At 67.4% G+C, this 24099-nt stretch carries 31 protein-coding genes and 1 tRNA gene; 5 read left to right on the top strand and 27 right to left on the bottom strand.

Annotated elements, in window-relative coordinates; genetic code table 11:
- Nucleotides 1-13 precede the first annotated feature (13 nt).
- The 18 genes from QTI33_RS13590 to rplN form a co-directional block, all read right to left on the bottom strand.
- Nucleotides 14-90: transfer RNA gene (locus tag QTI33_RS13590), tRNA-Met, on the bottom strand.
- Between the two features lie 18 nt (nt 91-108).
- On the bottom strand, nt 109-510 hold the full coding sequence (gene rplQ, locus QTI33_RS13585) for a 50S ribosomal protein L17 (protein WP_286506848.1): 402 nt from the start codon (nt 508-510) through the stop codon (nt 109-111).
- Nucleotides 511-596: 86 nt separating this feature from the next.
- Nucleotides 597-1586, bottom strand: a complete 990-nt coding sequence (locus QTI33_RS13580) for a DNA-directed RNA polymerase subunit alpha (protein WP_093382585.1) — start codon at nt 1584-1586, stop codon at nt 597-599.
- A gap of 127 nt (nt 1587-1713) precedes the next feature.
- Nucleotides 1714-2337, bottom strand: coding sequence for a 30S ribosomal protein S4 (gene rpsD, locus QTI33_RS13575; RefSeq protein WP_286371095.1), 624 nt, complete (start codon nt 2335-2337; stop codon nt 1714-1716).
- Between the two features lie 132 nt (nt 2338-2469).
- Nucleotides 2470-2874 carry a 30S ribosomal protein S11 gene (gene rpsK / locus QTI33_RS13570; RefSeq protein ID WP_009124825.1) on the bottom strand — a complete coding sequence of 135 codons (405 nt, stop codon included), beginning with the start codon at nt 2872-2874 and terminating at the stop codon, nt 2470-2472.
- A 9-nt stretch (nt 2875-2883) separates the two neighbouring features.
- Entirely contained in the window at nt 2884-3249 is a 366-nt protein-coding gene (gene rpsM / locus QTI33_RS13565; protein ID WP_286371094.1) for a 30S ribosomal protein S13, read from the bottom strand.
- A 24-nt stretch (nt 3250-3273) separates the two neighbouring features.
- Nucleotides 3274-3387: a 50S ribosomal protein L36 gene (rpmJ, locus tag QTI33_RS13560; protein WP_038201958.1), complete on the bottom strand. Its 114-nt coding sequence runs from the start codon at nt 3385-3387 to the stop codon at nt 3274-3276.
- Nucleotides 3388-3463: 76 nt separating this feature from the next.
- Complete coding sequence (gene secY / locus QTI33_RS13555; protein WP_286506520.1) at nt 3464-4774, bottom strand: preprotein translocase subunit SecY; 1311 nt, start codon at nt 4772-4774, stop codon at nt 3464-3466.
- 26 nt (nt 4775-4800) lie between these two features.
- Complete coding sequence (gene rplO, locus QTI33_RS13550) at nt 4801-5232, bottom strand: 50S ribosomal protein L15 (protein WP_286506519.1); 432 nt, start codon at nt 5230-5232, stop codon at nt 4801-4803.
- Between the two features lie 21 nt (nt 5233-5253).
- Nucleotides 5254-5436, bottom strand: a complete 183-nt coding sequence (rpmD, locus tag QTI33_RS13545; RefSeq protein ID WP_286371091.1) for a 50S ribosomal protein L30 — start codon at nt 5434-5436, stop codon at nt 5254-5256.
- Nucleotides 5437-5447: 11 nt separating this feature from the next.
- The gene (gene rpsE, locus QTI33_RS13540) at nt 5448-5966 is read right to left on the bottom strand and encodes a 30S ribosomal protein S5 (RefSeq protein WP_028250822.1); all 519 of its coding nucleotides are present in this window, start codon (nt 5964-5966) and stop codon (nt 5448-5450) included.
- An 18-nt stretch (nt 5967-5984) separates the two neighbouring features.
- Nucleotides 5985-6350 (bottom strand): 50S ribosomal protein L18, encoded by a 366-nt coding sequence (gene rplR / locus QTI33_RS13535; RefSeq protein ID WP_286506847.1) that lies wholly within the window; start codon nt 6348-6350, stop codon nt 5985-5987.
- Between the two features lie 14 nt (nt 6351-6364).
- Entirely contained in the window at nt 6365-6898 is a 534-nt protein-coding gene (gene rplF, locus QTI33_RS13530) for a 50S ribosomal protein L6 (RefSeq protein ID WP_286506518.1), read from the bottom strand.
- A 24-nt stretch (nt 6899-6922) separates the two neighbouring features.
- Nucleotides 6923-7318, bottom strand: coding sequence for a 30S ribosomal protein S8 (rpsH, locus tag QTI33_RS13525; protein WP_286506516.1), 396 nt, complete (start codon nt 7316-7318; stop codon nt 6923-6925).
- A 20-nt stretch (nt 7319-7338) separates the two neighbouring features.
- The gene (rpsN, locus tag QTI33_RS13520) at nt 7339-7644 is read right to left on the bottom strand and encodes a 30S ribosomal protein S14 (protein WP_286371088.1); all 306 of its coding nucleotides are present in this window, start codon (nt 7642-7644) and stop codon (nt 7339-7341) included.
- An 8-nt stretch (nt 7645-7652) separates the two neighbouring features.
- Complete coding sequence (rplE, locus tag QTI33_RS13515) at nt 7653-8192, bottom strand: 50S ribosomal protein L5 (protein ID WP_028250827.1); 540 nt, start codon at nt 8190-8192, stop codon at nt 7653-7655.
- Between the two features lie 11 nt (nt 8193-8203).
- Nucleotides 8204-8521 carry a 50S ribosomal protein L24 gene (gene rplX, locus QTI33_RS13510; protein WP_286371086.1) on the bottom strand — a complete coding sequence of 106 codons (318 nt, stop codon included), beginning with the start codon at nt 8519-8521 and terminating at the stop codon, nt 8204-8206.
- A 13-nt stretch (nt 8522-8534) separates the two neighbouring features.
- Nucleotides 8535-8903, bottom strand: coding sequence for a 50S ribosomal protein L14 (rplN, locus tag QTI33_RS13505; RefSeq protein ID WP_068674584.1), 369 nt, complete (start codon nt 8901-8903; stop codon nt 8535-8537).
- 287 nt (nt 8904-9190) lie between these two features.
- Between rplN and QTI33_RS13500 the strand changes: the two genes are divergently transcribed.
- Nucleotides 9191-10330 (top strand): esterase-like activity of phytase family protein, encoded by a 1140-nt coding sequence (locus tag QTI33_RS13500; RefSeq protein WP_286506514.1) that lies wholly within the window; start codon nt 9191-9193, stop codon nt 10328-10330.
- Nucleotides 10327-11184 (top strand): pyrroline-5-carboxylate reductase, encoded by an 858-nt coding sequence (gene proC, locus QTI33_RS13495; protein ID WP_286506513.1) that lies wholly within the window; start codon nt 10327-10329, stop codon nt 11182-11184. Before QTI33_RS13500 ends, proC begins: the two co-directional genes overlap by 4 nt.
- Nucleotides 11185-11197: 13 nt before the next feature.
- Here the strand turns inward: proC and ubiA are convergent, their stop codons facing one another.
- From ubiA to recG, 4 genes are all read right to left on the bottom strand, one after another.
- Nucleotides 11198-12067, bottom strand: a complete 870-nt coding sequence (ubiA, locus tag QTI33_RS13490) for a 4-hydroxybenzoate octaprenyltransferase (protein ID WP_286506511.1) — start codon at nt 12065-12067, stop codon at nt 11198-11200.
- A gap of 49 nt (nt 12068-12116) precedes the next feature.
- Nucleotides 12117-12710, bottom strand: a complete 594-nt coding sequence (locus QTI33_RS13485; protein WP_286506510.1) for a Dps family protein — start codon at nt 12708-12710, stop codon at nt 12117-12119.
- An 85-nt stretch (nt 12711-12795) separates the two neighbouring features.
- Nucleotides 12796-13761: a LysR substrate-binding domain-containing protein gene (locus tag QTI33_RS13480; RefSeq protein WP_286506509.1), complete on the bottom strand. Its 966-nt coding sequence runs from the start codon at nt 13759-13761 to the stop codon at nt 12796-12798.
- A 59-nt stretch (nt 13762-13820) separates the two neighbouring features.
- A complete protein-coding gene (gene recG, locus QTI33_RS13475) occupies nt 13821-15923 on the bottom strand; it encodes an ATP-dependent DNA helicase RecG (RefSeq protein WP_286506508.1) in 2103 nt (700 codons plus the stop codon).
- Nucleotides 15924-16002: 79 nt separating this feature from the next.
- Here recG and queA point away from each other — a divergent pair, with 79 nt between their 5' ends.
- A complete protein-coding gene (gene queA, locus QTI33_RS13470; RefSeq protein ID WP_286506507.1) occupies nt 16003-17055 on the top strand; it encodes a tRNA preQ1(34) S-adenosylmethionine ribosyltransferase-isomerase QueA in 1053 nt (350 codons plus the stop codon).
- Nucleotides 17049-18221: a tRNA guanosine(34) transglycosylase Tgt gene (gene tgt / locus QTI33_RS13465; RefSeq protein ID WP_286506506.1), complete on the top strand. Its 1173-nt coding sequence runs from the start codon at nt 17049-17051 to the stop codon at nt 18219-18221. The genes queA and tgt overlap by 7 nt, the downstream gene beginning before the upstream one ends.
- Here the strand turns inward: tgt and QTI33_RS13460 are convergent.
- Nucleotides 18218-19153 (bottom strand): aldose 1-epimerase, encoded by a 936-nt coding sequence (locus QTI33_RS13460; RefSeq protein WP_286506505.1) that lies wholly within the window; start codon nt 19151-19153, stop codon nt 18218-18220. The two genes, tgt and QTI33_RS13460, sit on opposite strands and share 4 nt — an antisense overlap.
- A gap of 88 nt (nt 19154-19241) precedes the next feature.
- Here QTI33_RS13460 and QTI33_RS13455 point away from each other — a divergent pair, with 88 nt between their 5' ends.
- Entirely contained in the window at nt 19242-20021 is a 780-nt protein-coding gene (locus tag QTI33_RS13455) for an SDR family NAD(P)-dependent oxidoreductase (RefSeq protein WP_286506504.1), read from the top strand.
- On the opposite strand, the gene QTI33_RS13450 is transcribed toward QTI33_RS13455, so the two are convergent.
- From QTI33_RS13450 to QTI33_RS13435, 4 genes are all read right to left on the bottom strand, one after another.
- Nucleotides 19994-21082: a serine endopeptidase gene (locus QTI33_RS13450; protein ID WP_286506503.1), complete on the bottom strand. Its 1089-nt coding sequence runs from the start codon at nt 21080-21082 to the stop codon at nt 19994-19996. The genes QTI33_RS13455 and QTI33_RS13450 overlap by 28 nt on opposite strands.
- A 219-nt stretch (nt 21083-21301) precedes the next feature.
- Nucleotides 21302-21424: a hypothetical protein gene (locus QTI33_RS13445; RefSeq protein ID WP_286506502.1), complete on the bottom strand. Its 123-nt coding sequence runs from the start codon at nt 21422-21424 to the stop codon at nt 21302-21304.
- A 67-nt stretch (nt 21425-21491) separates the two neighbouring features.
- Nucleotides 21492-22145 carry a phosphatase PAP2 family protein gene (locus tag QTI33_RS13440; RefSeq protein ID WP_286506501.1) on the bottom strand — a complete coding sequence of 218 codons (654 nt, stop codon included), beginning with the start codon at nt 22143-22145 and terminating at the stop codon, nt 21492-21494.
- A gap of 10 nt (nt 22146-22155) precedes the next feature.
- The gene (locus QTI33_RS13435) at nt 22156-24096 is read right to left on the bottom strand and encodes an MFS transporter (protein WP_286506500.1); all 1941 of its coding nucleotides are present in this window, start codon (nt 24094-24096) and stop codon (nt 22156-22158) included.
- Nucleotides 24097-24099 lie beyond the last annotated feature (3 nt).

Raw genomic sequence — 24099 nt, 5'->3', positions numbered from 1 at the left:
GTTGTCGGGAATTTGGTTGCGCGAGCAAGATTTGAACTTGCGACCTTTGGGTTATGAGCCCAACGAGCTACCAGGCTGCTCCATCGCGCGGCAAGATGGAATTATATACTATTCTGCGGCGTTTTGCGAATCGTCCGAAGTTTCTGTCACTTCGGGGCGATCGACCAGTTCGACCAGCGCCATGGGCGCGTTGTCGCCGACGCGGAAACCCATTTTCAGGATGCGCGTGTAGCCGCCAGGACGTGCCTGGTAGCGCGGGCCGAGTTCGCCGAACAGCTTGACGACCATGTCGCGGTCGCGCAGGCGGTCGAAGGCGAGGCGCTTGTTGGCGACGGTCGGCTTCTTGGCGAGCGTGATCATCGGCTCGATGACGCGGCGCAGTTCCTTGGCCTTGGGGACCGTGGTCTTGATGGCCTCGTGCTCGATGAGCGAGTTCATCATGTTCTGCAGCATCGCGAGGCGGTGCGAGCTGGTGCGGTTGAGTTTGCGGAGTCCGTGTCCGTGACGCATGGTGCTTTCCTTTACTTTATAAAAACAGGCAGCCGTATCAGGTACTGCCCGGTGCACTGGCCCTCTTCTTCAGGGCCAACTTCGAATTATCGCTTATCGAGACCGGCCGGCGGCCAGCTCTCGAGCTTCATGCCCAAGGTCAGGCCGCGCGAGGCGAGCACTTCCTTGATTTCGTTGAGCGACTTGCGACCCAGGTTCGGGGTCTTGAGCAGCTCGTTCTCGGTGCGCTGGATCAGGTCACCGATGTAGTAGATGTTTTCGGCCTTCAGGCAGTTGGCCGAACGCACCGTGAGTTCGAGCTCGTCGACCGGGCGCAGCAGGATCGGGTCGAACTGCTGGGCGCTGCGCGGTGCCGGCGCATCGAATGCAGCGAGTTCGCCGCCTTCGAGCTGGGCGAACACAGCCAGTTGCTCCACCAGGATCTTGGCCGAGGCGCGGACCGCGTCTTCGGCGGTGATCGCACCGTTGGTCTCGATTTCGACCAGCAGCTTGTCGAGGTCGGTGCGCTGTTCGACACGGGCGCTTTCGACCGTGTAGCTCACGCGCTTGACCGGCGAGAACGAAGCGTCCAGCACGATCCGGCCGATCGACTTGGTCGGCTCGTCGGCGTAGCGGCGCATCGTGCCGGGCACGTAGCCGCGGCCCTTCTCGACCTTGATCTGCATGTCGAGCTTGCCTCCTTGCGACAGGTGGGCGATCACGTGGTCCGGGTTGATGATCTCGACGTCGTGCGGCGTCTGGATGTCCGAAGCGGTGACCGGGCCTTCGCCGTCCTTGCGCAGGCTCAGCGTGACTTCATCGCGGTTGTGGAGCTTGAACACCACGCCCTTGAGGTTCAACAGGATGTTGACGACGTCTTCCTGCACGCCATCGATCGACGAGTACTCGTGCAGCACGCCGGCGATCGTGACTTCGGTGGCCGAATAGCCGACCATGGACGACAGCAGGACGCGGCGCAGTGCATTGCCGAGCGTGTGGCCGTAGCCGCGCTCGAACGGCTCGAGCGTGACCTTCGCCTTGTTGGGCGCGAGTTGCTCGACCTGGATGGTCTTGGGTTTCAGCAGGGTTGTTTGCATGCAGACTTCCTCTCAATACCCCCGGCTCGTTACACCGGTAAGGCTGGTGAAGCGCCCGGCGGGAGTGAATCCCGGCGGGAACAAAAAATCAAAAGTACGGGCCGCGTCAGCGGCACGTTATCGTCCGTTATCGCGAGTACAGTTCGACGATCAGCGATTCGTTGATGTCGGCTGCGAATTCGTCGCGATCGGGGACCTTCTTGAAGGTGCCTTCCGCCTTGTCGGCGTTGACTTCGACCCAGGCCGGCATGCCCACTTGGGCGGCCAGTTGCAGCGCTTCGGCCACGCGGGTCTGCTTCTTCGACTTGTCGCGGACGGCGATCACGTCGCCGGTCTTGACCAGGTACGACGGGATGTTGACCGACTGGCCGTTCACCGTGATCGCCTTGTGCGACACCAGCTGGCGTGCTTCGGCGCGCGTCGAGCCGAAGCCCATGCGGTAGACCACGTTGTCCAGGCGCGATTCGAGGATGAACAGCAGGTTCGCGCCGGTGTTGCCACGGCGGCGATCGGCTTCTTCGAAGTAGCGGCGGAACTGCTTCTCGAGCACGCCGTACATGCGCTTGACCTTCTGCTTTTCACGCAGTTGCAGGCCGAAGTCGGAGGTGCGCTGGCCCGAGGTGCGGCCGTGCTGGCCGGGCTTGGAGTCGAACTTCGACTTGTCCTGGATCGAGCGGCGGGCGCTCTTGAGGAACAGGTCGGTGCCTTCGCGGCGGGAGAGTTTGGCCTTGGGGCCGAGGTAGCGTGCCACGTGATTTCCTTCTATGTCATCTGCCGCAGCGGAACTGCGGGAGCCATCGGCGGCGTGCCGACGGCGGTGGGCTTCAACAAAAACAAAAAATGCGCAGCCGCCGTGAAGCAGGCTGCGCCGGGCGCTGTCGCCTTAGATGCGACGGCGCTTCTGCGGACGGCAGCCGTTGTGCGGCACCGGGGTCACGTCGGCAATGGAGTTGATCCGGATGCCGAGCGCGGCCAGTGCGCGCACCGACGATTCGCGACCGGGGCCCGGGCCCTTGATCTCGACGTCGAGGTTCTTGATGCCTTGCTCGACCGCGGCGCGGCCGGCGACTTCGGAAGCGACCTGCGCTGCGAACGGCGTCGACTTGCGCGAGCCCTTGAAGCCCTGACCACCCGACGATGCCCACGACAGGGCGTTGCCCTGGCGGTCGGTGATCGTGATGATCGTGTTGTTGAACGAGGCGTGCACGTGTGCAATACCGTCGGCAACGTTCTTGCGAACCTTCTTGCGAACGCGTTGTGCCGCGTTGTTGGCAGGAGCTTTAGCCATGGTCTATCCTTATTTCTTCAGGGACTGCGCTGCCTTGCGCGGACCCTTGCGGGTACGGGCATTGGTGCGCGTGCGCTGGCCGCGCATCGGCAGGCCGCGGCGGTGACGGAAGCCGCGATAGCAGCCGATGTCCATCAAACGCTTGATGTTCATCGTCGTTTCGCGACGCAGGTCACCTTCGATGGTGAAGAGAGCGATCTGGTCGCGGATCTTCTCGAGATCGGCGTCGGTCAGATCCTTGATCTTCTTCGCATAGTCGATGCCGCTCGCTTCGCAGATCTTGCGTGCGCGAGTGCGACCGATGCCGAAAATGGCGGTCAGGCCGATTTCAGCGTGCTTGTGCGGCGGAATGTTGATGCCAGCAATACGTGCCATGTGCGTCCTCTAAATCTCTAACAATCAACCCTGGCGCTGCTTGTGGCGCGGGTCGGTACAGATCACACGCACCACACCCTTGCGGCGGATGATCTTGCAATTACGGCAGATGGTTTTGACCGAAGCCGAAACTCTCATTTCATTCTCCTAAAACTCTTGTTCAACTCGGCGAACCATTCGCCCGAAAATTCGTTGCGCTCGAAGACCCGTATCGCTACGACGTCTTGAAGTTGGCTTTCTTCAGCAGCGACTCGTACTGCTGCGACATCATGTAGTTCTGCACCTGGGCCATGAAGTCCATCGTCACGACCACGATGATCAGCAAGGACGTGCCACCGAAATAGAACGGCACGTTGTACTTGAGGATCAGGAACTCCGGCAGCAGGCAGACGAAGGTGATGTACACCGCGCCGGCCAACGTCAGTCGAACCAGGATCTTGTCGATATAGCGTGCGGTCTGGTCACCCGGGCGGATGCCTGGAATGAACGCACCGCTCTTCTTCAGGTTGTCGGCGGTTTCGCGGCTGTTGAACACCAGCGCCGTGTAGAAGAAGCAGAAGAACACGATCGCGGTGGCGTACAGCAGCACGTAGATCGGTTGCCCCGGCTGCAGCGCGCTCGCGATGTCCTTGATCCAGCGCATGCTCTCGCCGGTGCTGAACCAGCCCACCACCGTGGTCGGCAGCAGGATGATCGACGAAGCGAAGATCGGCGGGATCACGCCGGCCATGTTCAGCTTCAGCGGCAGGTGCGACGACTGGCCGCCGTAGACCTTGTTGCCGACCTGGCGCCGTGCATAGTTCACGAGGATCTTGCGCTGGCCGCGTTCGACGAACACCACGAAGTAGGTCACCAGGACCACCACCGCGATGATGAAGAGCGCAACGATCGGGTTCATCGCACCGGTGGTCACGAGCGAAGCCAGACCGCCGATGGCGTTCGGAAGCCCCGCCGCGATACCCGCGAAGATCAGGATCGAGATGCCGTTGCCCAGGCCACGCTCGGTGATCTGCTCGCCGAGCCACATCAGGAACATCGAGCCGGCCGTGAGGCTGACCATGGCCGTGATGCGGAAGCCGAAACCGGGCGCGATGACCAGGCCAGCCGAGGACTCGAGCGCGACAGCGATGCTGAAGGACTGGAACAGGGCCAGTGCCAGGGCACCGTAGCGGGTGTACTGCGTGATCTTGCGCCGGCCGGCTTCGCCTTCCTTCTTCAGCTGCTCGAAGGTCGGCACCACGTAGGTCATCAGTTGCATGATGATCGACGCGGAGATGTACGGCATGATGCCCAACGCGAACACGGTGAAGCGCGACAGCGCACCGCCCGAGAACATGTTGAACAGGCTCAGGATGCCGCCCTGCTGACCTTGGAACAGCTGCGCCAGTTGGTCCGGGTTGATGCCCGGCACCGGAATGTGAGCTCCGATGCGATAGACCACGAGCGCGAGCAGCAAAAAGACGAGCCGGCGACGGAGGTCACCGAACTTGCCAGTTTTTGCGAGCGTTGCCGCGTTGGTTGCCACGAAGAACTTCTTTCAGTCCAGGGTGTTCAGGCGATGCTGCCGCCGGCGGCTTCGATCGCGGCCTTGGCGCCGGCGGTCGCGCCGATGCCCGTCAGCTTGACGGCCTTGGTCAGTTCACCGGTCTTGATGACCTTGACGACCTTGGCGATCTGGCCCACGAGACCGGCTTGCTTGAGCGCCAGCAGGTCCACTTCGGCCAGGCCGAGCTGCTCGAGAGCGGTCAGCGTGACTTCGGCGTTGTACTTGAGCAGTTGCGACTTGAAGCCGCGCTTCGGCAGGCGGCGCTGCAGAGGCATTTGACCGCCTTCGAAGCCCACCTTGTGGAAACCGCCCGCACGCGACTTCTGACCCTTGTGACCGCGACCTGCGGTCTTGCCGATGCCCGAGCCGATGCCGCGACCGACACGGCGCTTTGCATGCTTGGCGCCGTCGGCCGGCTTGATGCCATTGAGTTCCATATGCGTCTCTCTCGGTGCCGCTTAGAGCACTTTGACCAGATAACTGATCTTGTTGATCATGCCGCGCACTGCGGGCGTGTCCTGCAGCTCGCTCACGCTGTTGAGCTTGCGCAGGCCCAGGCCGCGCACGGTGGCGCGATGCGATTCCTTGGTGCCGATCGGGCTCTTGACCAGTTGCACCTTGACGGTTTGTTGTTGCGTCATGTTGCTGCTCCTCAGGCGAAGAGTTCTTCGACGGTCAGGCCGCGCTTGGCAGCGACTTCTGACGCGGTCGTCGAATTCTTCAGGCCGTCCAGGGTGGCGCGGACCATGTTGTAGGGGTTCGACGAACCATGGCTCTTGGCCACGATGTCGGTGATGCCCATGACTTCGAACACGGCGCGCATCGGGCCGCCGGCGATGATGCCGGTACCCTTGGGCGCCGGGATCATGACCACCGAGGCGGCGCCGTGGTGGCCCGTCACGCGGTGATGCAGCGTGCCGTTCTTGATCGAAATCTTGGCCAGGTTGCGGCGGGCTTCTTCCATCGCCTTTTGCACTGCAGCGGGCACTTCCTTGGACTTGCCCTTGCCCATGCCGACGCGGCCGTCGCCGTCACCGACCACGGTGAGTGCTGCGAAACCGAGGATACGACCACCCTTCACCACCTTGGTGACGCGGTTGATCGCGATCATCTTCTCGCGCAGACCGTCCTCGGGGCCTTCGTTCTGCGTTCTTGCCTGAATCTTTGCCATTTTGAATCTCGTGTCCGGTTAGAACTGCAGGCCGGCTTCGCGGGCCGCTTCGGCCAGCGCCTTGACGCGGCCGTGGTAGGCGAAACCTGCGCGGTCGAAGGCGACCTTCTCGACGCCGGCAGCCTTCGCCTTTTCAGCGATGCGCTTGCCGATGGCGGTGGCCGCGGCGGCGGTGGCACCCTTGCCCGATGCGCCCAGCGATGCGCGCATTTCGGCTTCGGCCGTCGATGCGCTGGCAATCACCTTGGAGCCGTCGTCGGAGATGACGGTGGCGTAGATGTGCAGGTTGGTGCGGTTCACCGTCAGGCGCGCCACGCCTTGCGTCGCAATGCGGATGCGGGTCTGGCGCGAGCGGCGAAGGCGCTGTGCTTTTTTGGTCAACATCATTTTGCTGCCCCTTATTTCTTCTTGGTCTCTTTGATCGTGATCTTCTCGTCCGAATAACGGATGCCCTTGCCCTTGTAGGGCTCTGGCGGACGAATGGCACGAATCTCAGCGGCGACCTGGCCGACGCGTTGGCGATCGGCACCCTTGATGATGATTTCGGTCGGGGTCGGCGTTGCCACCGTGATGCCTTGCGGCATGTCCTTGTTGACCGGGTGCGAGTAACCGACCTGCAGGTTCAGCTTGGAACCTTGCGCCGCGGCCTTGAAGCCCACGCCGACCAGGTTGAGCTTCTTCTCGAAGCCCTTGGTCACGCCGACCACCATGTTGTTCACCAGCTGGCGGATCGTGCCGCTCAGCGCATTCGCTTCACGCGAATCGTTGGCGGGCTCGAAGCTCAGCTTGCCGTCGTTGTTGGCGACCTTCACCAGGGCGTTGCGGGCCAGGCTGAGCGAACCGCCCGAACCCTTGACGCTGATCTGGTCTTCCTTGATCGACACATCCACGCCTGCGGGGATGGCGACCGGCATTTTTCCTACTCGGGACATTTCAGTGACTCCTCGATGTCTCGGTTAGGCGACGTAGCACAGGACTTCGCCACCGACACCGGTAGCGCGCGCCTTGCGGTCGGTCATCACGCCCTGGGGGGTCGTGACGATCGCGACGCCGAGGCCGTTCTGGACTTGCGGAATGGCTTGCGCTGCCTTGTAGACACGCAGGCCGGGGCGGCTCACACGCTCGATGCGCTCGATGACCGGACGGCCAGCGTAGTACTTCAGCGTGATGACGAGTTCGGACTTGCCGTCTTCGGTCTTGACTTGGAAGCCGTCGATGTAGCCTTCGTCCTTCAGGACTTGCGCGATCGCGGTCTTCACCTTGGAAGACGGGACCGACACAGTGGGCTTCGCCACCATCTGCGCGTTACGGATACGCGTCAGCAGGTCGGCAATGGGATCACTCATGCTCATGTTGTTTGCTCCTGCCTGGCTTACCAGCTGGCCTTGGTGACACCGGGGATGTCGCCGTTGAATGCCAGTTCGCGGATCTTGGCGCGGCCCAGACCGAATTGACGGAAGGTGCCACGCGGACGACCGGTGATTTCGCAACGGTTGCGCTGGCGCGTGGGGTTCGCGTTGCGCGGCAGCTTCTGCAGGCCCAGGCGGGCAGCAGCGCGCTCTTCGTCGCTCTTCTTGAAGTCGTTGGCGATCGCCTTGAGTTCGGCGTGCTTGGCGGCGTACTTGGCGACCAGGTTGTCGCGCTTGAGTTCGCGTTGGATCAAAGATGCTTTAGCCACAGGTCGCCTCAGTTCTTGAACGGGAAACGGAAACCAGCGAGAAGCGCCTTGGCTTCTTCGTCGGTCTTGGCCGTCGTCGTGATGCTGATATTGAGACCGCGCAGGGCATCGACCTTGTCGTATTCGATCTCGGGGAAAATGATCTGCTCTTTGACGCCGATGTTGTAGTTGCCGCGGCCGTCGAAGGCACGACCCGAAATACCGCGGAAGTCACGCACGCGCGGCAGGGCCACGGTGACGAAACGATCGAGGAATTCGTACATCTGGACGCCGCGCAGCGTGACCATGCAGCCGATGGGCTGGTTTTCGCGGATCTTGAAACCGGCGATGGCCTTCTTCGACTTGGTGACCACGGGCTTCTGGCCGGCGATCTTGGTCAGGTCGGCAACGGCGTTGTCGAGCACCTTCTTGTCGGCGACCGCTTCGCCCACGCCCATGTTGAGCGTGATCTTGGTCAGGCGCGGGACCTGCATCGGCGAGGTGTAGCCGAACTTTTCGGTCAGGTCTTTCGCGACTTTTTCGCGATAGTGTTGTTGGAGGCGTGCCATGTGAGTGCTCCTTAGGCCAGCTTGATTTCTTCGCCGCTGGACTTGAAGACGCGCACGCGCTTGCCGTCCGTGACCTTGATGCCCACGCGATCGGCCTTGCCGGTCGCGGCATTGAAGATCGCCACGTTGGATTGATGAATCGGCATGGACTTCTCGACGATGCCACCGGTCGTACCCTTGAGGGGGTTCGGCTTGGTGTGCTTCTTCACGAGGTTGATGCCGTCGATGACCAGATGGGAGTCATCCTTGCGCAGCGACACAGTGCCGCGCTTGCCCTTGTCGCGCCCGGCCAACACGATGACCTGGTCGCCTTTGCGAATCTTGTTCATGGCGTTGTTGTCCTTACAGAACTTCGGGTGCCAGCGACACGATCTTCATGAACTTCTCGGTGCGCAGTTCGCGCGTGACCGGTCCGAAGATGCGGGTGCCGATGGGCTCCAGCTTGGCGTTGAGCAACACGGCTGCGTTGCCATCGAATTTGACGAGCGAGCCGTCGGCGCGACGGATGCCCTTGGCGGTGCGAACCACCACTGCACTGTAGATCTCGCCCTTCTTGACGCGACCGCGCGGAGCAGCTTCCTTGATGCTGACCTTGATGACGTCGCCCACGCTGGCATAACGCCGCTTGGAACCGCCGAGCACCTTGATACACAGGACGGATTTCGCGCCCGTGTTGTCGGCCACATCGAGCCGAGATTCTGTTTGGATCATGTCGTGATATTCCCAACTTGTACCGTTTGCTGGCTCGGACAATCCCGAATGGCAGCGCTGCGGTCAGTCTTGGGCCCGTCGTCCACACACCGAAACCACTCCGGCGCGCTTCCATTGGGCTGAAACTTGAAACTGCAAAATTTGCAGAAACACTCGTCGCCCCTAAAGTTATTCCTTTAAAAGCGAAGCCCGCGATTGTTGCATAGTCTCGCGGGCACGTCAACACCCCCCCCCCCTGCAACGGGGGCGCGAGCCCGTAGACTCCCGGCGTGCAAGCCCGACCTTCGATGCGATTTTCCCGCCGCCGCCTGCTGCTGGGCGCGGTCGCCGCCGGCCTGGCGGCCTGCCGCAGCGGGGTGGCCGAACGGCCCGCTGCCCGAGAGGATCAGCCGTTGCGGCTGCTGGCCGAGGCGCGCTGGCCCCACCGGATGGACTCTCGGGGCAGCACCGTCGGCGGGCTGTCCGGTATCGACTACGACGGCACCACGGGCGAATTCCTGCTCCTGAGCGACGATCGCTCCGATTTCGCACCGGCGCGTTTCTACAGTGCGCGCTGGGACGTCCAGGGGCGCCAGCCGCCGCAGGCCACCGGCGTCACTTGGCTGCGACAGGCCGACGGCAGCCCCTGGCCGGCCCGCCGCGCCGCCGCCCCCGCCATCCCGGTGGTCGACCCCGAAGCCATCCGCTGGCGGCCCGACACGGGCACGCTGCTCTGGACCAGCGAAGGCGACCTTTCCCGCGGCTTCGGCCCCGCGCTCTACGAATCGCGGCGCGACGGGGCGCTGGTGCGGGAGATCGCGCTGCCACCGATGTTCGCGGCCGACCGCAGCGGCCAGCGCGGCCCCCGGGACAACCTCGGCCTGGAGGGCCTGGCCCTGACGCCGGACGGCCGCCACGCCTGGGTGGCGATGGAGAACGCGCTGCGCCAGGACGGGCCGGCGCCCACGCTGCGCGCGCCCGGCGGCCCCTGCCGCTTCACCCGGGTCGACCTGGCCAGCGGACAGGCCACGCGCCAGATCGCCTACCGGCCCGACCCGGTCCCGCTGCGCCCGCTGCTGCCGGGCACCCACGCCGACAACGGCGTGAGCGAGGTGCTGATGATCGACGAGCACCGGATGCTGGTGCTGGAACGCGCCTATGCGCTCGGGGCGGGCAATTCGCTGCGGCTCTACGAGATCGACACCCGCGACGCCAGCGACACCCTGGCCCTCGACACGCTGAGCGCCGACAATCACCGCCCGGCGCCGAAGAAGCTGGTGGCGGACTTCGCCGCGCTCGGGCTTGCGCGCCTGGACAACACCGAGGGCCTCTGCTGGGGCCCCGACCTGCCCGGCGGCCGCCGGATGCTGGTGGCGGTGAGCGACGACAATTTCAATCCGCTGCAGGTCACCCAGTTCGCAGCCTTCGAATTCACGGACAAGTCATGAACATCGCAGTCACCTTCCTGCCCCGCCAGGAACCGACCCCCCTGCCCCCGATCGCCTTCATCGGCGGCGGCAACATGGCCAGCGCGATCATCGCCGGGCTGATCCGGCAGGACACGCCCGCCGCCACCTTCGAAGTGGTCGAGCCCTTCGCCGAGGCCCGCGAGCGGCTGGCGCGCGACTTCGGCATCGTCGCCCAGGCCGAGGCCGGCGCGGCCCTGGCGCGCTGCGAGATCGTGGTCTGGGCGGTCAAGCCGCAGAGCTTCGCCGAGGCCGCCCAGCCGGTCCGCGGCCTGGCACCCGACGCCCTGCACCTGAGCGTCGCCGCCGGTATCCCCTCCGACAGCATCGCGCGCTGGCTCGGCACCGAACGCGTGGTGCGCGCCATGCCCAACACGCCGGCCCTGGTGGGCCAGGGCATGACCGGGCTGTTCGCGCGCGAAGCCGTCGACGCGGCAGGCCGCAAGCGGGTGGAGCAGGTGCTGGGCGCCACCGGCGAACTGCTCTGGGTCGACGCCGAGGAGGCGCTCGACGCGGTGACCGCGATCTCCGGCTCCGGGCCGGCCTACGTGTTCTATTTCATCGAGGCCCTGACCGAGGTCGGCATCGAGCTGGGCCTGCCGCCGGAGCAGGCCCACCAGCTCGCGGTCGGCACCTTCTCCGGCGCCACCGCGCTGGCCGCCAGCGCCAGCGAACCGCCCGCGGTGCTGCGCGAGCGCGTGACCTCCAAGGGCGGCACCACCTACGCGGCGATCACGTCGATGGAAAATGCCGACGTCGCCGGCAAGATCAAGGCCGCCGCCCGTGCCGCTCACCAGCGCGCCCGCGAGCTGGGCGCCGAGTTCGGCAAGGCCTGAGCGGCCTCTTCTTTCAAGGCAGGGTGTAGCCCGCCACGACGCCGACGAACACCGTGAAGCCCAGCCAGTGGTTGAGGCGGAAGGCCTTGAAGCAGCCTTCGCGCGTCCGGTCACGGATCAGGCGCCAGTGCCACAGCGCCTGCGCCGCCGCCGCGGCGATCGCCAGGTAGAACACCGGGCCCAGCCCCATGCCGGCGCCGATCGCGGTCCAGACCACCAGGAACAGCAGGTAGCAGGCCATCACGATCGGGACGTCGAAGCGCCCGAAGGTGATCGCCGAGGTCTTCATGCCGATCAGCAGGTCGTCGTCGCGGTCGACCATCGCGTACTCGGTGTCGTAGGCCAGCACCCAGAACAGGTTGCCCGCGAGCAGCCACCAGGCCATCGCCGGCACCTCGCCCCGGACCGCGGCGAAGGCCATCGGGATGCCGAAACTGAAGGCGATGCCGAGCACCGCCTGCGGGATCGAGACGAAGCGCTTGGCGTAGGGATAGGCCAGCGTCACGGCCAGCGCCACGAAGGACCACAGCACCGTCGCCTGGTTGGTGGTCAGCACCAGGGCGAAGGCGCACAGCGCCAAGGCTGCGCCCAGCGCCAGCGCCTCCTTCACCGGGATCGCGCCGCTCGTGACCGGCCGCTGCGCGGTGCGCTTGACGTGGCGGTCGAACTCGCGGTCGGCAACGTCGTTGACGCAGCAGCCCGCGCTGCGCATCAGGAAGGTGCCGAGGATGAAGACCACCAGCAGGTGCCATCCCGGCCAGCCGCCGCCGGCGAACCAGAGCGCGCCGAGCGTCGGCCAGAGCAGCAGCAGCCAGCCGGCCGGGCGGTTCCAGCGGATCAGGTCCAGGTAGAGCGCGAGGCGTCCGCGGCGGGGCTCGGGCATGGGCGTCGAGGCAGCCGGCCCGGCGTCCTGACCGGGCCCGGCCAGGGCATCATTCTTCAAGGAGCGAACGCAGCATCCAGGCCGTCTGGTCGTGCACGGTGCAGCGGGCGGTCAGCATGTCGGCGGTCGGATCGTCGCCCGCTTCCTCGGCCACGGGAATGAACTCGCGCGCGATCCGCGACACGGTCTCGTGGCCCTTGACCAGGATGCGCACCATCTCCATCGCCTTGGGCGGCGTCTGCGGCACGTCGGGCACGGTGGCGATCTTGCTGAACTCCGCATAGGAGCCCGGCGCGTAGTGGCCCAGCGCGCGGATGCGCTCGGCGAGGACGTCGGTCGAGCCCCACAGCTCGGTGTACTGGGTCATGAACATCGCGTGCAGCGAGTTGAAGTGCGGACCGGTCACGTTCCAGTGGAAGTTGTGGGTCGTCAGGTACAGCGTGTAGGTGTCGGCCAGCACCCGGCTCAGGCCCTCGGCGATGGCTGCGCGGTCCTGGCGGTCGATGCCGATGTTGATGATCGGCGCATTGCGGCTGCCCGATTCCTCGGCGACCTTGACGCCGCCCTTTTTCGGCACCTTGCCGGCGGAGGATGCCGGTGCGGGGGTGGCGGGCGACTTCGGCTTCTTGATGACTTTGGCCATGGCGACAGGTTCTTTCTAAAGGAAGTTTGACGGCAGGATGGGCGGGAGCCAAGCGGAGGCCGCTTCGCAACAGCCGCACTCTATCTCAGGAGAGGCGCTTGACGCCCGGCAACTCGCAGGCATAGATCGCATTGCGCAGCGCCGCGATCGCCTCGTAGCGGGTGAAGCTGCGCCGCCAGGCCAGCACCACGCGGCGCATCGGCGGCTCGCCGCCGTGGGTGTCGCGCACCGGCAGGTAGCGCACGATCTGCTCGGGCTCCTTGCGGCCCTTGCCGCGCGGCTTGAGGGCCTCGGCCGGCACCGACAGCCGCGGCACCAGCGTCACGCCCATGCCCGAGGCGACCATGTGCTTGATGGTCTCCAGCGAGGAGCCCTCGAAGCTCTTGCGGATGCCCTCCGCGTTGCTCGAGAAGCGCGCGAACTCGGGGCAGACCTCGAGCACGTGGTCGCGAAAGCAGTGGCCGGTGCCGAGCAGCAGCATGGTCTCCTTCTTGAGCTCGTCGGAGCTCACCGACTCGCGCTCGGCCAGCGGATGGTGCGCCGGCAGGGCGGCCATGAAGGGCTCGTCGTAGAGCGCGGCCATGGCCAGGCCGGTGTCGGGAAAGGGCTCGGCCATGATCGCGCAGTCGATCTCGCCGGCGCGCAGCATCTCGAGCAGCTTGGCCGTGAAGTTCTCCTGCAGCACCAGCGGCATCTGCGGCGTGCGGGCGATGTTTTGTCGCACCAGGTCGGGCAGCAGGTAGGGGCCGATGGTGTAGATCACGCCGAGGTTCAGCGGGCCGGACAGCGGGTCCTTGCCGCGCTTGGCGATCTCCTTGATGCTCGCTGCCTGGTCCAGCACGCTCTGCGCCTGCTGCACGATTTGCTCGCCCAGCGGCGTCACCGTGACTTCGCCGGCGCTGCGCTCGAACAGCTTGACCTCGAGCTCGTCCTCGAGCTTCTTGATGGCGACCGACAGCGTGGGCTGCGAGACGTAGCAGGCCTCGGCTGCCTTGCCGAAGTGCCGCTCGCGGGCGACGGCCACGATGTACTTGAGTTCAGTGAGGGTCATAGTCTGCGTCAATTATGCGCAAGGGGCGCATCGCCTGCGCCATGTGCGGCCGCAGACCGTCAGGCTTTCAGGTATTCGGCCTTGCTGCCGAGCCAGCGGTCGACGTGCTTTTCGGCCAGCGCCGGGTCGCGGTCCAGCATCTGCGGCGCCAGTTCGCGGGCCCAGTCGAGCAGCATGACATCGGTCGTGAGGTCGGCGAAGCGCAGCAGCGGCGCCCCCGACTGGCGGGCGCCTAGGAACTCGCCCGGCCCGCGGATCTCGAGGTCGCGGCGGGCGATCTCGAAGCCATCGGCGGTTTCGGCCATCGCCTTGAGCCGCGCGCGCGCGGCCTCGCCGACCCGGCCGCCCTCGTTCGGCGCATACAGCAGCACGCAGGCCGAGGCGGCGGCGCCGCGCCCCACCCGGCCGCGCAGCTGGTGCAGCTGCGAGAGCCCGAAGCGCTCGGCATGCTCGATCACCATCAGGGAGGCGTTGGGCACGTCGACCCCGACTTCGATCACCGTGGTGCTCACCAGCACCTGCAGCCGGTTGGCCGTGAAGCTCTCCATGACGGCCTGCTTCTCGGCGGTGGGCATGCGCGAATGCAGCAGGCCGACGCCGACCTGCTCGCCGAGCGCGCCGGCCAGTTCGTCGCGCGTCTCGGTGGCGTTGCGCAGGTCGACCGCCTCGCTCTCCTCGATCAGCGGGCAGACCCAGTAGACCTGCCGGCCCTGCTGCAACTGGGCCTGGATGCGGTCGATGACCTCGTCGCGGCGGTGCTCGGCCACCAGCTTGGTGACGATCGGCGTGCGCCCGGGCGGCAGTTCGTCCAGGGTCGAGACGTCGAGGTCGGCGTAGTAGCTCATCGCCAAGGTGCGCGGGATCGGGGTCGCGCTCATCATCAGCAGATGGGGCTCGAGCTCGCCCACGGCCTTGCCGCGCAGGGCCAGCCGCTGGGCCACGCCGAAGCGGTGCTGCTCGTCGATGATCGCCAACGCGAGCTTGCTGAAATGCACCTTCTCGGAGATCACGGCATGGGTGCCGATCACCAGCGCCGCCTCGCCGCTCTCGACCGCGGCCGCCATCTGGTCGCGCTCCTTCTTCTTCTGGCTGCCGGTGAGCCAGGCCACGCGCAGGCCACGCTCGGCCAGCAGCGGATCGAGCCAGCCGACCAGCTTGCCGAAGTGCTGGGCCGCCAGGATCTCGGTCGGCGCCATCAGCGCGCACTGGTGGCCGGCGTCGATGCAGCGCGCCGCCGCCAGCGCCGCCACCACGGTCTTGCCGGAACCGACGTCGCCCTGCAGCAGCCGGTGCATCGGCAGCGCGCGCCCGAGGTCGCGGGTGATCTCGACGCCGACCCGCTGTTGCGCCCCGGTGAGGGCGAAGGGCAAGGCGGCCAGCAGTTCCGTGTGCAGGGCGGCGCCCGCGGCAGCCGCGTCGAGCACCGGCGCGCGCTGCGCCGCGCGGGCCCGCCGCGCCTGCAGCTGCGACAGCTGCTGGGCCAGCAGCTCGTCGGCCTTCAGCCTCTGCCAGGCCGGATGGCTGTGGTCCTCGAGCGTGGCCATCGGTACGTCCGGGGCCGGATAGTGGAGGAAGTTGAGCGCCCGGCGCAACTCCCAGGCGCCATGCGGCGCGGCGCCCGCGGGCAGGGTCTCGTCGAGCACGGCCCGCGCGAGCCCGGCGCGCACCTCGCGCCGCAGCACCGGCTGGGCCAGGCCGGCGATGGTCGAATAGACCGGCGTCAGCGCCTCGGGCAGCTGGGTGCCGGCGGCCTTGACCGCCGGATGCATCATCTGGCGCCCGAGGAAGCCGCCGCGCACCTCGCCGCGCACCCGCACCCGGGCGCCGACCGCCAGCTGCTTCTGCTGCGACGGGTAGAAGTTGAAGAAGCGCAGCTGGCAGGTGTCGCTGCCGTCGTCGACGGTCACGATCAGCTGCCGGCGGGGGCGAAACACCACCTCGCTGTCGGTGACCACGGCCTCGATCTGCGCGGCCTCGCCGTCGCGCACGTCGGCCAGCCGGACGATCCGGGTCTCGTCCTCGTAGCGCATCGGCAGGTAGAGGGCGAAGTCGATGTCGCGCACCAGGCCGAGCTTGCGCAGCGCCCGCTGCACCACGCTCAGGCCGGTGCCGGGCGCGGCGGCGGGCTTTTCGGGCGGCGGAGACTTGGGCAGGGCGGACATGGGACAATTCTGCCCGGCTCCCCGCCTCCCTCTTTTTCCCATGCCTCCTTGGCACGGGCCCGTCCGGCCCTCAAGCACCATGCGCGCCTTCACGCTTTCCGATTTCGATTTCGACCTGCCGCCCGAACTGGTGGCCCAGCATCCCGCCAGCGAACGCAGCGCCTCGCGCCTGCTCGACGGCACCGGCGCGGCGGCCGTCGATCGCATCTTCCACCAGCTGCCTGCGCTGCTGCGCGCCGGCGACCTGCTGGTGTTCAACGACACCCGGGTGGTCAAGGCCCGCCTGTTCGGCGAGAAGCCCACCGGCGGCAAGCTCGAGTTGCTGGTCGAGCGCGTGCTGCAGGGCGCCGAGGTGGTGGCCCACATGAAGGTCAGCAAGAAGCCGCCGGTCGGCACCACGCTGGCGATGGCGGGCGGCTTCTCGGCCACCTTGCTGGGCCGCTGGCCCGAGGAGGACGGTGCGCTGTTCCGCTTGCGCTTCGACAGCCCCGCGGGCGAAGACCCCTACGCGCTGATGGCGCGCTGCGGGCACGTGCCGCTGCCGCCCTACATCACCCACACCGACTCGGCCGACGACGAGAGCCGCTACCAGACCGTGTTCGCGCGCGTGCCCGGCGCGGTCGCGGCCCCCACCGCGGCGCTGCATTTCGACGCCGCGCTGCTGGCTGCGCTCGAGGCGCGCGGCGTGCAGCGTGCCAACGTCACGCTGCACGTGGGCGCCGGCACCTTCCAGCCGGTCAAGACCGAGGACATTGCCCAGCACCAGATGCATGCCGAGCGCTACGAGGTGCCCGAAGCCACGCAGCAGGCGATCGCCGCCTGCAAGGCGCGCGGCGGCCGCGTCATCGCGGTCGGCACCACCACCGTGCGCACGCTCGAGTCGTGGGCGAAGAGCGGCGAGGCCGCGGGCGACACCCGGATCTTCATCACGCCGGGCTTCGCCTTCGCCCACGTCGACCTGCTGGTCACCAACTTCCACCTGCCCAAGAGCACGCTGATGATGCTGGTCAGCGCCTTCGCCGGCTACGACCGCGTGATGGCGCTGTACGCCCACGCGATCCGCGAGAACTACCGCTTCTTCAGCTACGGCGACGCGATGCTGCTCGCAAGAACCCCTACTGCACCATGCTGAACTTCGAACTCCTCGCCACCGACCCGGCGAGCCATGCCCGCCGCGGCACGCTCACGCTGAACCACGGCGTGGTGCAGACGCCGATCTTCATGCCGGTCGGCACCTACGGCACCGTCAAGGGCGTGATGCCGCGCAGCCTGCACGAGATGGGCGCCCAGATCATCCTCGGCAACACCTTCCATCTCTGGATGCGGCCCGGGCTCGACGTCATGGCCGCCTTCGGCGGGCTGCACCAATTCGAGAAATGGGACAAGCCGATCCTCACCGACTCGGGCGGCTTCCAGGTCTGGTCGCTGGGCGCGATGCGCAAGATCAGCGAGGAAGGCGTGCGGTTCGCCTCGCCGGTCAACGGCGACAAGCTGTTCCTCACGCCCGAGGTCTCGATGCAGATCCAGACCATCCTGAACAGCGACATCGTGATGCAGTTCGACGAATGCACGCCCTACGATGTCGACGGCCACGTCACGACCGAGGCCGAAGCGCGCCAGTCGATGGAACTCAGCCTGCGCTGGGCCCGGCGCTGCCAGACCGAATTCGCGCGGCTCGACAACCCCAACGCGCTGTTCGGCATCGTCCAGGGCGGCATGTTCGAGAACCTGCGCGAGGAATCGCTGGCGCAGCTGGTCGACATGGACTTCCCGGGCTACGCGATCGGCGGGGTCAGCGTCGGCGAGCCCAAGGACGAGATGCTGCGCATCATGGCGCACACGCCGCACAAGCTGCCGGCCCACAAGCCGCGCTACCTGATGGGCGTCGGCACGCCCGAGGACCTGGTCGAAGGCGTGGCGCAGGGCGTCGACATGTTCGATTGCGTGATGCCGACGCGCAACGCGCGCAACGGCACCCTGTTCTCGCGCTATGGCGACCTGAAGATGCGCAACGCCCGCCACAAGAGCGATCCGCAGCCGATCGACGCCAGCTGCACCTGCCACGCCTGCGCCGGCGCCTCCGGCGTGCCGTGGGAGGCCGGCGGGCGTGACGGCTTCAGCCGCGCCTACCTGCACCACCTCGACCGCTGCGGCGAGATGCTGGGCCCGATGCTGACCACCATCCACAACCTGCACTACTACCTGAACCTGATGCGCGAGATCCGCGAGGCGCTCGAGGCCGGGACCTTCGCCGAATTCCGCGTCCGCTTCAAGGCCGACCGGGCGCGCGGCATCTAGGCTCGACGCAAGGTCCACGACCCCGACAGCGTCCGGCCGGGCGCCAGCACCGCGCCGCCGATGTCCTGCTGCCGGTGCCGATCCGCCAGGTGGATCGCATCGGTGCACTGGCTCACCGGCTCGGCGCAGAAATGGTCACCGCCGCGCGGGCAGTAGAGAACGAAGAAGTCCAGCGGCGCATCGGCCGCCAACGACAGCGCGCGCCCGGCCCCGGGCCACTCGATGCGGGCCGCGCGCTGCCAGCCCGTGAAGTTGTTGTCCAGATCCAGTTGCGACAGCAACACGCCCTCGCGCAGCCGTGCCACCTCGGTGCCGGCTTCGAGCGACACCGGCATCACCTCGGCGTCGGCCCGCCACATGGCCGCGGTCGCAGCCTGCAGCCGCGTGCCCTGACGATGCGGGAAGTAAGGGTGGTGGCCGATGCCGGCGGGCATCGGCGCCGAATCCCGGTTGGTCAATGTCACCGTGCAGCGCAGCCCCGTCGGATCGAGCTCGAACAGCTGCGAGGCCTCGAAGTCCCAGGGCCATTGTCCGTCGGCCGCGAAGGCCAGCCTGAGGCGTGCCCGCGCCGGCCCGGCCTCGGCCACCTGCCAGGGCCGCAGCCAGCCCAACCCGTGCAGCGCATGCTTGCCCGACGGCCGTGCCGGGTGGCCGGCGGCCAGAGCGATCTCGCGGCCGCCGACATGCGCCCGGCTGTCCCGGATGCGGTTGCACCATGGCAACAGCGGGAAGCTGGCCATCGCGAACGGGTCGCCGCGCACCAGGCCCTCGGGCGTGGCTGGCCGCAGCCAGTCGAGCCGCTGGTCGCCGCGCTGCTCGTGCAGGGCCGCGATGGCCCCGCCGACGCGCGGCGCCAGTCGCAGCCGCATCGGGCCGGCGGCCAGTTCGACCAGGCCCGCGGGGCCGGCTGCGCCTGTGGGCTCGTCACTCATTCGAAGGCACCTCGTCAAGCGTTGCGGACGCCGGCCATTCTCGTTGACACGGGTGGCGAGCGACTCCCCGGGAGGCCAGAATCCGCCCATGACCACTTCGACCTCCGCGGCCCCTTCGGCCATCTACCCCTCGCTGGCGGGACGCACCGTCTTCATTTCCGGCGGCGCCTCCGGCATCGGCGAGGGCCTGGTGCGCGCCTTCCACGCGCAGGGCGCCCGGGTCGGCTTCTGCGACCTCGACGTCGCCGCCGGCACGGCGCTGGCGCAGCAGCTCGGCGACGGCAACGCGCCGCTGTTCCTCGAATGCGACGTCACCGACGTGGCCGCGCTGGCGGCCGCCATCGGCGCCGTGCGCGCGCGCTTAGGCCCGATCCAGGTGCTGCTCAACAACGCCGCCAACGACCGCCGGCACCAGATGGCCGACGTCACGAGCGAGGATTTCGACCGCCTGGTGGCGATCAACTTCAAGCACCAGTTCTTCGCCGCCCAGGCGGTGGCCGACGACATGCGCGCACTCGGCGGCGGGTCGATCATCAACTTCGGCTCGGTCAGCTGGATGATCAAGGGCGCCGGCTATCCGGTCTACCAGGCCTGCAAGTCGGCCGCCCGCGGACTCACGCGCTCGCTGGCGCGCGACCTGGGCAAGGCCAACATCCGCGTCAACACGATCGTGCCGGGCTGGGTCATGACCGAGCGGCAGCTGCGACTGTGGGTCAAGCCCGAGTCGCATGCCGAGATCGATGCCGCCCAATGCCTGCCCGGGCGCGTGATGGCCGAGGACATCGCCGCCATGGCGCTGTTCCTGGCCGCCGACGATTCGAAGATGTGCAGCGCCCAGGACTACGTGGTGGATGCCGGCTGGACCTGAAGCGGCCCCGGCTGTGCCGTGGCCTCCGGCGCCGCCGCCGTGCCGCAGGCGTGGCAGAACTTGGCGAAGGCGCTCTTGCGCGCATCGCAGGCGCCGCAATGGTCGAACAGGCCGATGCCGCAGTGCGGGCAGAAGTCGATCTCGGTGTTCTTGAGGTCGACCGGGCGCTCGCAGCCCGGGCACACGCTCTTGGCCAGCCGCGCCAGCGCGGTGTCGTAGCTCAGCTCGTTGCGGCGCACGGTCTCGGGCTGGGCCTCGGCCAGCTTCTGGCGTGCCAGGTAGCGGTTGAGCGCCAGGATGGCGTAGCGCCCGACCAGGACCGTCACCACGATGCCCACCGCATAGCGCACGTAGCCGCCGTAGCTCGGCAGATAAGGCACGAGTTCGACGAAGAAGGCGAACAGCGCGAAATAGATGAAGCCCCAGACGAAGGGCCACCAGGTGCTCTTGCGCTTTTTCGCGAAGAGCCAGCCGGCGACCGCCAGCAGCGGCAGCGTGAGCGCCAGCCGGTACAGGAACACCCGCAACTCGACCTTGCGGTTCTCGGCCTCGAGCCGCTTGCGGGCTTCCTCCTCGAGCAGCGCCAGCTGCTGCTGGGCGCGCTGGCGCGACTGCCGGGCGTCGAGCGCGATCTGCCGCTGCGCCACCACGGCGCGCTCGGCCTCGTCCTCCCTCGCCTTCAAGGCATCGAGCGCCCGGGTGCGGGCGATCAGCTCGGGGTCCTGGTCGGGCAGCGCGGTGGCGCGGCGGGTGGCGAGCCAGTTGCCGAAGGTCTCGCGCGCCGCCCGGCTGGCCTGCTGGGCCGTGACCAGCTTGAGCTCCGCCTGCTCGCGCTCGCGCCCGGCCTGCTGCTCGCTGCGCTCGGCATCGCGCACCGTGGTGCGCAGCGGGTCGGCCGCCGCACGGTCGATGAAATCGTCGAGCTCGATCCGGTGCTCGACCCGGGGCAGGTCGCCGACGATCGTGCTACCGAGCCCGACCAGGAAGCTGGCGAACACAATCGCCACCACCCACAGGCCGCGGCGAAACCACTTTTCGGACAGGCGCAGTGCCTTGCTCATAGCAATCTTCCTCTGTTGACGGGGGGTTGATCCGGGCCGGCTGACCCTGGACGACGGCCGGCTCCGGCTGGCGCTCCATCGGGAACACGAAGACGCCGGCCGCGGTCACGGCGGCGGCCGTCGCGCCGGCCTGCAGCGCCAGCCTCAGCAGGTGCTGGGAGCGCGGCACACGCGCCCGGTACTCCCGCTCGTAGGGGCCGAAATTGGTGATCTGCCGGCTCACCACGGGCTCCCGCCCGGCGCGATGAGGTGGGTGCAGGCGGCGCAGGTGGCCAGCAGGAATGTCAGCAGGTACAGCTTCATGGGATTCTTCTCGTCCACTGTTGAAAGTGGGCGGATCATGGTCCGGCCACCGGACACCCCGGGCCCATTCCTTCGGCGGTGGCGATACCCTGCGCCCCCGGTATCGCTATTCGATACCAAGCGGTGTCCGGCGGCCGGCCAGCAGATCGGCGCGCGTGAAGGGCCGCTCGATCCCCGCCAGCCGCACCGCGATCCTCTCGAGCAGGCTCTGGGTCGGCGCCGGCGTGCCGGGCTGCAGGAAGAACACCGGGGTCGCCAGGCTCAGCAGCACCAGCACCCAGCTCACGCGCGGGTGCGGCAGGCGGTGCTGCCACCAGAGGAAGGTGGCGCTGACGGCCATGCCGAGCGCGTAGCCGGCCACCACCTCCGACCACGAATGGGCGTCGAGCGCCAGCCGGGTGATGCCGATGAAGGCGGCGAACAGCCAGCCGAGGACGGCCGCTGCGACCCGCGTGCGGTGCCCCCAGCGCGAGACCGCCAGCCAGCAGGCCACCGGCCAGACGCTGGCGGCGATCGCCGTGTGGCCGCTGAAGCCGGTGAAATTGAGCCGGGCGCTGCCGATGCCCCAGCCGAGGAAGGCGATCTTCGAGGCGGCGATCACGCTACCGCCGATGCCGAACAGCAGGATCCAGAGCAGCGCCAGCGGCCGGGTGGGGCTGCGAATGCCGAGCCACACGCCGATCCAGAGCGAGGCCGGCAGCAGGAAGCCGCTGTCACCGAACCAGGTGATCGCGTGCAGGAGTTGGTGCAGATGGGGCATCGGCGGGGCGTCAGGTGCCGAGAAGCACGCTGACGCGCCGCTGAAGGGATTCGGGTTGCACCTCGGCGCGGGGCATCGCGCTGCCGACGCGCAGCCCCACGCGGCTGAAGAGGCCGCGCCGGAACGGCCGCACCATCGCCACCTGCTGGCCGTCGCGCTGCTCGATCCGGCTGAAGTAGGAGCCCCAGAGATTGGTCAGCGCCATCGGGACCACCGGCGGCTCCAGGCCTTCGGCGCGCGCGGCCTCGAGGATCTTCATCACGCCGCCCTTGAAGGGCTGCAGGCTGCCGTCGCGCGTGATCGCGCCCTCCGGAAAGATCGCCAGCAGGTCGCCCTCGCGCAGCACCTGCACGGCGTCGGCGAAGGCCTGCTCGTAGGCCGCCGGGTCTTCCTTCTGGGGCGCGATCGGGATCGCCTTGGCGAGCCGGAACAGCCAGCCGAGCAGCGGCACGCGGAAGATCCGGTGGTCCATGATGAAGCGGATCGGGCGCGGGCTGGCGGCCATCAGCAGCACCGCGTCGATGAAGCTGACGTGGTTGCAGACCAGCACCGCGGCGCCCTCCTCCGGAATGTGCTCCTGGCCCCGGATGTCGAAGCGGTAGACAAAGCGCGACAGCACCCAGGCCACGAAGCGCAGCAGGTACTCGGGCACCAGCATGAAGATGTAGAAGGCGACCACCGCGTTGGCGATGCCGGTGAACAGGAAGATCTGCGGGATCGTGAAGCCGGCCTTGAGCAGCGCCCCGGCGATGACCGAGCTGGCGATCATGAAGAGGGCGTTAAGGATGTTGTTCGCCGCGATGATGCGGGCCCGGTGGGTGGGCTGGCTGCGCATCTGGATCAGCGCGTACATCGGCACGCTGTAGAGCCCGGCGAACAGCGACAGCAGGCCCAGGTCGGCCATCACGCGCCAATGCGCCGGCTGGGCCGTGAAGGCGTCCAGCCCCATCTGCGCCGCGGCCGGCAGCCCGCGCGAGGCGAAGTACAGGTCGATGGCGAACACGCTCATGCCGATCGCGCCGAGCGGCACCAGGCCGATCTCGACCTGGCGGCGGCTGAGCGTCTCGCACAGCAGCGAGCCGACGCCGATGCCGACCGAGAACACCACCAGCAGCAGCGAGGCCACCTGCTCGTCGCCGTGCAGCACTTCCTTGGCGAAGCTCGGGAACTGGGCCAGGAAGACCGCGCCGAAGAACCACATCCACGAGATGCCCAGCAGCGAACGGAACACCACCCGGTTGCCGTGGGCCAGCTTCAGGTTGCGCCAGGTCTCGCTGACCGGGTTCCAGTTGATCGCCAGGCCGGGGTCGGTGGCCGGCGCCGGCGGGATCGCCTGCGCCACCGCGCGGCCGGCCAGCGCCAGCAGCAGGCAGGCCACCGCCACCGTCGCATGGCCGACCTGCGGCAGGGCCACCAGCAGCCCGCCGGCCACCTGGCCGAGCAGGATGGCGACGAAGGTGCCCATCTCGACCATGCCGTTGCCGCCGGTCAGCTCGCGCGGCGCCAATACCTGCGGCAGGTAGGCGAACTTGACCGGGCCGAACAGGGTCGAGTGCAGCCCCATCAGGAACACGCAGCCGAGCAGCACCACGGCGTCGGCCCGCAGGAAGCCCCAGGCCGCGATCGCCATGATGGCGATCTCGAGGTTCTTGACGAAGCGGATCATCTTCGTCTTGTCATGCTTGTCGGTGAGCTGTCCCGCGGTGGCGGAAAACAGCAGGAAAGGCAGGATGAACAGCGCGCCGATCGCCAGCCCGGCCATCGCCGGGGGCATCCAGGCCAGCTGCAGCTGGTAGGTCACCATCACCGTGAAGGCGAACTTGAACAGGTTGTCGTTGGCGGCGCCGGCGAACTGGGTCCAGAAGAAGGGTGCGAAGCGCCGTTGCCCCAACAGCGTGAACTGGTTGGCATGGCCTTCGGGCAGGGAGGCAGCTTCGGTGGTGGGCGTCATGTT

Origin of the sequence: Variovorax davisae, from assembly GCF_030316845.1 — a bacterium.
Taxonomy (GTDB): Bacteria; Pseudomonadota; Gammaproteobacteria; order Burkholderiales; family Burkholderiaceae_C; genus Variovorax; species Variovorax davisae.
The sequence above is the reverse complement of the archived record's forward strand: the minus strand, read 5'-3'. Positions and strand labels throughout refer to the sequence as shown.